This window comes from Flavobacterium aciduliphilum (genome assembly GCF_003268855.1).
Lineage (GTDB): Bacteria > Bacteroidota > Bacteroidia > Flavobacteriales > Flavobacteriaceae > Flavobacterium > Flavobacterium aciduliphilum.
Genome location: NZ_QLSZ01000016.1, coordinates 26,009 through 35,442 on the forward strand (window position 1 = coordinate 26,009; position 9,434 = coordinate 35,442).

Consider the following 9,434-nt stretch of genomic DNA (forward strand, 5'->3'; position numbering starts at 1 on the left):
AAGTGTAATTTTGTTTTATTAATTATTATTTTATTAAAAGAAATATGTTATTTAATTCAATTGATTTTCTAATTTTTTTACCTATAGTTTTTTTTCTTTATTGGTTTGTCGCTAATAAGAATCTAAAATATCAAAATTTATTGTTATTAGCCTCGAGTTATTATTTTTACTCTTGTTGGGATTGGAGGTTTTTGTTTTTATTAATTTTTTCTACACAACTGGATTATTACACGGGTATAAAGATTTTTAACTCAACAAGAAGAACTAATAAAAAAATATGGCTTTGGATTAGTGTTGGAGTTAATCTAGGTTTTTTAGGGGTTTTTAAGTATTATAATTTTTTTGCGGAATCTTTCGAACAAGCTATGTCTTTATTAGGAATCAAGACAAGTTTAGGTTCATTGAAAGTAATACTTCCAGTTGGGATTTCTTTTTATACATTTCATGGACTTTCTTATGTGATAGATATTTATTATGATAGAATTAAGCCAGAAAGAAATTTTATTAATTATTCACTATTTGTTAGTTTTTTTCCTTTACTAGTAGCAGGGCCAATAGAAAGAGCAACGCATTTATTACCACAAATTGTTAAGAAAAGAGATTTTAACTATAGAAACGCAGTTGATGGTCTTAGGCAAATATTATGGGGATTGTTTAAAAAAATAGTTATTGCTAATAATTGTGCTGAATTTGCAGATACAATTTTTAATAATAACAGTCATCAAAGTGGTAGTACTATAATTCTGGGAGCCTTGTTTTTTACGTATCAAATATATTGTGATTTTTCTGGATATTCTGATATTGCTCTTGGTACTGCTAAATTATTTGGAATTGATCTTCTGAGAAATTTTTCATATCCATATTTTTCAAGAGATATTGCCGAGTTTTGGAGACGCTGGCATATTTCTTTATCTTCTTGGTTTAAAGATTATTTATATATTCCTTTGGGAGGGAGTAAAGGAGGAATGTGGTTAAAAATTAGAAATACATTTATAATATTTATTGTAAGCGGATTTTGGCACGGTGCAAATTGGACGTTTATTATTTGGGGCTTATTAAATGCTATATATATTATGCCTTCAATTATTTTTAATACAAATAGGAATAATATTGAAATAGTTGCCAAGGGTAATTTTTTTCCAAATTTTAGAGAAATAATATCTATTGGAATAACATTTACAGTAACTGTTTTTGCCTGGATTTTTTTTAGAGCTAGTAACGTTACAAATGCGTTTCTTTATATCAAAGAAATTTTCTCATATTCAATTTTATCTCTACCAAAATTTGAAGGTATGAAAAATAGTTATGTTATTTTACTTCTAACTTTTATTATGTTCTTTATAGAATGGTTCGGTCGAGAATACCAATATGGTTTAGCTTTTGTTTCTAAATTTAAACATAGAAAAATGAGATGGTTTATGTACTATCTTCTGATTTTTATTATCATATATTATTCAGGGAAAGAACAACAATTTATTTATTTTCAATTCTAATAAAATGAAAAAGTTATTATTTAGTTTTTCTTATTTTACGGCTATTCTCGGTTTAATAATTTTAGTTGTGTTTTATCTTGGTTATAGTTCATTAAACAACTCAAGATATTTTAAAATCTCAACCGATTCAAAAATTTTAGTTTTGGGACATTCTCATCCAGAATGTGCTTTCAATAATAGAATAATTCTAAATCTTACAAATTTAGGTAAGTCGGGAGAAACCTACTTTTATACCTATCTAAAATTGAAGAAAATACTTCCACAAAACAAGCAAATTAAATTTGTATTACTTGAATTTGAAAATTCAGAAGTTGATACAGTTATGAATTCTTGGACTTGGGATGATTCTCATATTTATCATATGTTTCCTAGGTATTTTCCATTAATGGACAAATCGGATTTAAAGTTTATTTTGTCAAAAAATTCAAAAGCTATTTTTAATTGTTTACCTAGAAATTTTATCAATGAATTTGGATTTAATATTTATTCAAATTATCTTAAGAAAAAAGGAATAATTTCTAATAAAAGATTTGGAGGATATAATGGTTTAAAAAGAAATAAAGTTGATACAATCACAAATAATTCTTCCAAATACAAAAGTCTAAATAACAATGCCATTCCTTTTTGTAATGTTTTTTATTTACAAAAAATCGTAAATTTTTGCAACTCGAATAAGGTAAAAATATTTTTTATTCGAAGTCCATTTCACAGAAATTATAAGTATGCTGTTAATGAATCAAAATATAATATGGTTAAGAAAAAATACTTTTCGAGAGTTGAATTATTAGATTTTAAAGATTTTCATTTGTCAAGTACAGATTATGGCGATTTAGGACATTTAAATTATAGTGGGTCAAATAAATTCTCAATCTTTTTTAATAAACTTTTAAATTTAGGATTATTAGACAAAGTTGATAAGGCTACTTTTATCAAAAATGAAATTCACAAAAATTACTATTAATAAAATTAATTTGATTTAGGTGTTTCTTTATAGAAATGTTAATATAAAATAAATATGTATGTTATTTAATTCAATTGATTTTTTAATTTTTCTGCCAATAGTTTTTTTCTTTTATTGGTTTATAACAAAAAATAGCCTTAAATTTCAAAATTTATTATTATTAGTAGCTAGCTACTATTTCTATGCTTGTTGGGATTGGAGATTTTTATTTTTGTTGATGTTTTCGACTTTTTTAGATTACTACACAGGTTTAAAAATGCAGAATACCACTTTGATTAGTAGAAAAAAGTTTTGGTTTTGGTTGAGTATATTTATAAATCTAGGTTTTTTAGCAGTTTTTAAATATTATAATTTTTTTGCAAAATCTCTTGTAGAAGGCCTAAATCTTTTAAATATTAAAGCTAATCTAACATTGATTAATGTTATTCTTCCAGTTGGAATCTCGTTTTATACTTTCCATGGTTTGTCATATGTCATAGATATATATAAAAATAGAATAAAAGCAGAAAAAAACTTTACTGATTATGCTGTTTTTGTTAGTTTTTTTCCACTATTAGTGGCTGGTCCAATTGAACGAGCTACTCATTTGTTACCTCAAATTAAAAAAAAGAGAGAATTTGATTATTACAAAGCTGTTGATGGTTTGAAACAAATATTATGGGGAGTTTTTAAGAAAGTTGTCATTGCAGATAATTGTGCTGAAATAGCAAATGAAATTTTTAATAATTATGGAGATTATTCAGGAAGCTCTTTGGTTTTGGGAGCACTCTGTTTTACTTTTCAAATTTATGGAGACTTTTCGGGCTATTCTGATATTGCTTTGGGAACTGCAAAATTGTTTGGAATTGATTTGTTGAGAAATTTTGCTTTTCCTTATTTTTCTAGAGATGTTGCTGAATTTTGGAGGCGTTGGCATATTTCTTTGTCTTCATGGTTTAAAGATTATCTATATATTCCTTTAGGAGGAAGTAAAGGAAGTATGTGGATAAAAATTAGAAATACATTTATAATTTTTATAGTAAGTGGTTTTTGGCATGGTGCTAATTGGACATTTATTGTATGGGGATTATTAAATGCAATTTTTATAATGCCTTCAATAATATTTAATACAAATAGAAATAATATTGAAATAGTTGCTAAGGGTGCTAATATTCCTAGCTTTAAAGATTTTTTATCTATTTTTTTTACATTTTGTTTGACAGTTTTTGCTTGGATATTTTTTAGATCAGATAATTTAAAAGCTGCAATAGTTTATGTTAAAAATATTTTTTCGATTACTTTTTTTACTATACCTAAAATTCAAAATGTAAATAACATTAGTTATACTTCAATAATGGTTATTTTTTTTCTTGTGATAGAATGGATTGGTAGAGAAGACAAATATGCTATTGAAACATTTGGGAAAAAATATAATAAAAAGTACAAATATTTATTTTATTATTTAATTGTCTTTTTGATTATATATTATGGTAATTTCAATAAAAATCAATTTATTTATTTTCAATTTTAACTTAGTATGAAATTTTTTTTAATTAGACTTATTGTTTCGGTAATTCCAGCAGTTTTAGTAATAGTTTTAGTAAACTACTATGGTGACTTCGCTAATATTTTTAATAAAGGATATGAAAAAAAAATAGCGAAAATTATTTTAAATGATAAATATGTAACTAATATCAGTAATTTTGAGGATAGATTATTACAAAGGGAGATTATTGGTAATATGAAATTTACACCTGATATAATTGTACTAGGTTCGAGTAGGACTATGTTGATTAATTCTCAATATTTTCCTAACAAAAAAATTTTTAATAATTCTGTTTTTGGAGCTAGTATTGAAGATATAATAGCAATTTATCAGATTTATAAAGAAAAGCATAAATATCCAAAAAAAGTGATAATTGGTATTGATCCTTGGTATTTTAATACTAATAATGACCAAAAAAGATGGGAATCGATAGGGGAATATTATAAATCGTTTGTAAATAATCAAAAAAACACTATTGAATCTAGTGAATGGAAAAATAACAAACAATTAATTTCATTGTCATATTTTCAATGTTCTTTAAAAAATTTAATTAAAAAAATTAGATCAAAAAGTAATATCAAAGAGACTGTAAATAAGTATAATAAAACAAATACTAAACTTAATGATGGATCAATAACTTATGGTGTAAAATATAGAAGTGCTAATCAGAAAATAGTTAACGATAAAATTAAAGATTATTTATCAGGACAAGTATATAGCATAGAAAAATTTAATTATATATCAGATAAATATTGGCACGACTTTATGAAGTTAATTTTTGATTTGAAACGAAACAAGATACAAATTGAGTTTTTTCTTAGCCCATACGCTCCATTAGTATATGATACAATTAAAGTTAAATACATAAATGTTTGTAATGTAGAAAAGAGAATTGTAAAATTTGCGATTAAGAATAACATTGATTTATATGGAAGTTTTAATCCTTACACTTTAAAAATGGATGAGGCTTTCTTTTATGATGGTATGCATTGTAAAGAAATAGGTATAAACAGGATTTTCAATAATTTTAAAATAAACTGATAGAATAATAAAGAACGCCAAATAGTCCAATTCAACCATGATAATTTTGTAGTATCAAATCTTATTAAGAGTCATTTAAAACTAGCAAGCTAAGCAAAACATCTTTCATTTACAAATCGTTCTTTATAAACTTTTAAGTTGAATTCTCTTTTTCATCCTCTTTTTAATTTCTTTCTATTTTTGTTATTTTCTTTAATATTTGGTGTTTAGTACACGACAAAAAATATAATTGATTAAAAATCAATAAAATAAGTTTTTAAAAAATTTTATATAAATATGAGATTCAGCATATTAAAGAATTATTTCTCAAGTAATGTCTTTAAAAAAGAAAATCAGCTCAGCATACGAAGATACGCAATTATTAACCGTATTTCAAAGCTATTTTAGCAATCATTTAAATTTAGCTAGAATCCGGTCTTATATGTTTATTTATCAACGCTCTATGTAAAGTTAAGTCGGTCAATTTCTCTAAACTTTCTCTTGGATTTGATTTTAAAACTAGTGGTACAAGCAATTACAGACGAATTCAACGATTTTTTAAGGAGGTTGATTTTCCTTTGGAGTTTGTAGCTAAGTTTATTTTTGCACTTTTACTACAGCAAGATTCTTTGGTTTTGGTCATGGACAGAACCAATTGGAAGTTTGGGAGCAATAACATAAACATTCTTATGTTAGGGGTTAGTTACAAGAATATTGCCTTTCCAATACTCTTTAAAATGATGGATAAAAGAGGTAATTCTAATACAGCTGAACGTATTGATTTGATTCAAAAGTTTAAATCAGTTTATTGTTAAAATACCGTCTAAAACTAGAATTTATTTTTGAATTTATTGAAAATTTTATTAAAAAAACCTTTTTTGGAATCACTATTTTCGCCATAACCATAACCATAACCATAACCATAATTATAACCATATTTATAAGAATATTTATAGTTATATTGGTGTACACCAGATTGCGTAATTCCATTCAAAATAAATACCATATTTTTAAGTTTAGACTCATCTTTTAAAGTTGTAGCGTATTGAATCAAACGTCTTTCGGTATAATCAAATCTTGTTAAATACACTGTTAAATCCGTTAGATTAGCAATCAAGAATGTGTCGTTTACATAAATCGTTGGGGCAGTATCAATAATTACATAATCATATTCTAATTTTGCTTCATTGATCATAGTCTCGAATCTTCCATTTGAAATTATGTTTGAAGGATTTGGAGGAATTGTTCCAGAGAAAATGATGTCTAAATTTTCATTATATGGGTTTTTATTAATAATTACATCTTTCCAATGAACATCTTTATTATGTAAATAGGTCGATAAACCTCTGTCCACTTTATTCATATTAAGTGATAAGTGAAGTTTTGGTTTACGCATGTCTGCACCTATAAGTAATACTTTCTTGTTGTAACTAGCTAAAGCTAAAGCTAAATTGGTAGTAATAAATGTTTTACCCTCACCCATAATAGATGATGTTACTATGATAACCTGACCTCTTCCTGCTTCTTTAAGAGGTAATGAAAAATTTACATTGGAAGATAAAATTCTAAAACTCTCTGCATGTACGGAACGATCGTTTTTATCTTTGAAAATTTTAAACTCATCAAAGAATGGAATTTCACCTATTACTGGAATTTGAGATTTTTTGTATTCAACATCATTTACTTCTTTAATAGTTGAGTCAAAAGCAAATCTAATAAATATGATAATAAAAGGAATTAATACACCAATTATCAATGCTGCTAAATATAAAATAATTTTTTTAGGGGCTACAGGAGTCAACGAAGCATTAGCATAATCAATAATCTTCACCGAAGGCTCCGTAACAGCATAGGCTATAGCAGCTTCTTCTCTTTTTTGTAGTAAGAGTAAGTATAAATTTTCTTTTATTTGTTGTTGTCTTTCGATACTTCTAAGAATTTTTTCATTACTTGGTATTTCTAAAACAATATTTTTAGATTTAGTAAAATCAAATTGTTGTTGGTTTTGTCTAATTTTAAGTTGTTTGTTATAAGTATAAATTGATTCATTTATATTGTTTTTTACCACTTCAATTTGTGAATCTAGGCCTTTAAGAATAGGATTTTCTTTACCTGCAGTTTTTAAAAGTTTATCTCTTTGTAATATTAAAGTATTATATTCTGATATTAGTTCGTTAATAATAACATTGTCTAAACCTATGTTAGCAGGTAAAATTGTTGGCTGTTTGCTGTTTAAGGCATCTTGTAGTAGATTTGATAGTTCTATTTGTGTTTCTATTGTAAAAAGAGTTTCTTTTGATGTAGCTTTTTTTGTGATATCTAATCCAGCATCAGCTTCGATAAAACTCATTTCCTTAGATTTTTTAAAATCTCTTTTAACACTTTCAATACTGTCCAATTCTTTTGTTAAACTTTTAAAACGGTCATCAATAAATTTGACTGTTTTTAAGTTAACTAATCGTCTATCGTTTATGCCATCATCATTAAATACATCAACAATTTTGTCGATAATATCTGACGATTTATTAATGTTTACATCTTGAATTTTTAAATTAATAATTTGGCTATCTTCACCAACTTGACTAACACTAATTTTTGCTATTAAAGATTCTAAGATATATTTAAAAGGTGTAATTTGAACTAATAATTCTCTTTTATCATTTTTATGATAAGCATAAGAATTAGGCTCTATTAGCAGGTCTATGTTATTGATAGTAGTTTTTACATGGGTGCCCTTAATATAATTAGTTTTTCCATTGGATAAGGTGATTTTATAGCCTTGTTTTATAGCTAAAATATTGAATGAGAATGACTTAAATATAGAATCTTTGTTGTGAAGAGATGTTATTTTTATTGGAGCATTCCAAGCTTCGGTATTTCTGAATTTTCCTTTGTAAAAATAAGAAGTTGTTAAGTTTAACTGACTAATTACCTTTCCAAATAATCTTTTGGATCTAACAGTTTCTATTTCATTTTCAATATTTACTTGGGATTTTGTTGCTAGTAATAAATTTGCTGGCAACATAAATCCTTTATCTTTATCTTGGATGATTTTAATTTTGCTTTCAACAGAATATATGGGATTTGTATATCTTATGTAGATATAAGATAGAGAAAGCATTATTATTGTACTAATCAAAAAATACTTCCAATAATATGCGTATTTAAAAAGTTCTTTTTTAAAGTCAAATTGTTCGTCAATATGATTCTCTTCCATTTGTTATTTTTTAAATAGTACAATTACTGTTAAAAGTATTGAAATTACAGATATTAAAGCTCCTGCATTTCCTATAATTCCTGCCGACTTAATTTTAGCATTATTAGGATTAACTACAATTACATCATTTTGTTTTATATAATAAAGATCTGTGTTCATCCAGTCCTTTTTTGTAAGATTAATGTGATTAATCGTTTTTCCATTGGCATCTTGTCTTATAAGTAGTATATCTTCTCTGACACCGTTGATAGTTAAATCACCAGCTAATCCCAAAGCTTGAAGCAAGGTTATGTTTTTTTCAGGGAAAGAGTAAGTTCCAGGACTTCTGACTTCTCCCAAAATTGTAACTTTAGAATTCAATATTCTAACACTAACTGTTGGTTCTAACAAATGTCCTTCATCAATTAATTTTTTAGTAAGAAATTTTTCTAATTCAGAAGTGGTTTTGTCGCTAACTTTAATGTTACCTAACACAGGTAAAATAATTAATCCTTCATTATTAACGAGATAATTTTTTAAAGCAATATTTACATCAACTGTACCTACAGTTGTTGTTCCACTTCCCATCGCATCTATATTATACACATTTGATGATTCACTATTTAAGGATCCTATTTTTACGCTTAAAATATCATTTACTTCGATTTTTTGATCAAGAATTTTATTTTCAAAGGTGTTATTTCCTGATGTTTGTATATACAAAATATCTTTTTTTGTTGTACAAGATGAAAAAAATGAGAATAGAACCAATAGAAGAAGATATTTTTTCTTAAAAAAAGAATTGTTTGATTTTAGCATATTCGAAATTTGATAGGGTATGTAATTTGGTTTGTTTTTTTTGCAAATTTAATTTTTTTTTTTTAATATAAATTTTTTATTAATTAAAAAAGTTTAAGTATGTAAAATTTATTGTAACGATTGCAATTTAATTACGAATTATTTTCAAGAAAATTTAATTTAAATATTGTATTATTGCTAAAATACATCAAATTTTATTTTTTTGAAACCTTTTTCTTTGTTTTTTAGTTTTCAATAAAGGAAAAATTGATAAAATTCAATATTTTTCTGTAATTTTGGTGCTTAAATATTTTCTTGAATAGTTTTAAATACTTTAAAATGAAATTAAAAATAGGAGTAATAGGATTAGGCTATGTAGGTTTGCCATTGGCACGATTATTTGCGACCCAATATGATGTGGTTGGTTTTGATATAAACGGT

6 protein-coding genes are annotated in these 9,434 nt (G+C 25.4%); 4 read left to right on the forward strand and 2 right to left on the reverse strand.

The annotated features are described in order from the left end of the window. The first annotated feature begins 44 nt into the window (after positions 1-44). The 4 genes from CLV55_RS12555 to CLV55_RS12570 are packed head-to-tail and all read left to right on the forward strand — an operon-like array spanning position 45 to position 5,020. A complete protein-coding gene (locus CLV55_RS12555; protein ID WP_112114146.1) occupies positions 45-1,493 on the forward strand; it encodes an MBOAT family O-acyltransferase in 1,449 nt (482 codons plus the stop codon). A 4-nt stretch (positions 1,494-1,497) separates the two neighbouring features. After that, the gene (locus CLV55_RS12560; protein WP_112114147.1) at positions 1,498-2,454 is read left to right on the forward strand and encodes a hypothetical protein; all 957 of its coding nucleotides are present in this window, start codon (positions 1,498-1,500) and stop codon (positions 2,452-2,454) included. A gap of 58 nt (positions 2,455-2,512) precedes the next feature. Continuing rightward, positions 2,513-3,964, forward strand: a complete 1,452-nt coding sequence (locus CLV55_RS12565; protein WP_112114148.1) for an MBOAT family O-acyltransferase — start codon at positions 2,513-2,515, stop codon at positions 3,962-3,964. Between the two features lie 6 nt (positions 3,965-3,970). After that, positions 3,971-5,020, forward strand: a complete 1,050-nt coding sequence (locus CLV55_RS12570) for a hypothetical protein (protein WP_112114149.1) — start codon at positions 3,971-3,973, stop codon at positions 5,018-5,020. 808 nt (positions 5,021-5,828) lie between these two features. Here the strand turns inward: CLV55_RS12570 and CLV55_RS12580 are convergent. Both CLV55_RS12580 and CLV55_RS12585 read right to left on the reverse strand, forming a co-directional pair. Continuing rightward, positions 5,829-8,216, reverse strand: coding sequence for a GumC family protein (locus tag CLV55_RS12580; RefSeq protein WP_112114151.1), 2,388 nt, complete (start codon positions 8,214-8,216; stop codon positions 5,829-5,831). A 3-nt stretch (positions 8,217-8,219) separates the two neighbouring features. Next, complete coding sequence (locus CLV55_RS12585; RefSeq protein WP_158527043.1) at positions 8,220-8,918, reverse strand: polysaccharide biosynthesis/export family protein; 699 nt, start codon at positions 8,916-8,918, stop codon at positions 8,220-8,222. Between the last annotated feature and the right edge of the window lie 516 nt (positions 8,919-9,434).

Bases quoted from the DNA above. Each gene is read 5' to 3' on its own strand.
- CLV55_RS12580 (WP_112114151.1), bottom strand. From the start codon at position 8,216: ATGGAAGAGAATCATATTGACGAACAATTTGACTTTAAAAAAGAACTT.
- CLV55_RS12565 (WP_112114148.1), top strand. From the start codon at position 2,513: ATGTTATTTAATTCAATTGATTTTTTAATTTTTCTGCCAATAGTTTTT.
- CLV55_RS12560 (WP_112114147.1), top strand. From the start codon at position 1,498: ATGAAAAAGTTATTATTTAGTTTTTCTTATTTTACGGCTATTCTCGGT.
- CLV55_RS12555 (WP_112114146.1), top strand. From the start codon at position 45: ATGTTATTTAATTCAATTGATTTTCTAATTTTTTTACCTATAGTTTTT.
- CLV55_RS12570 (WP_112114149.1), top strand. From the start codon at position 3,971: ATGAAATTTTTTTTAATTAGACTTATTGTTTCGGTAATTCCAGCAGTT.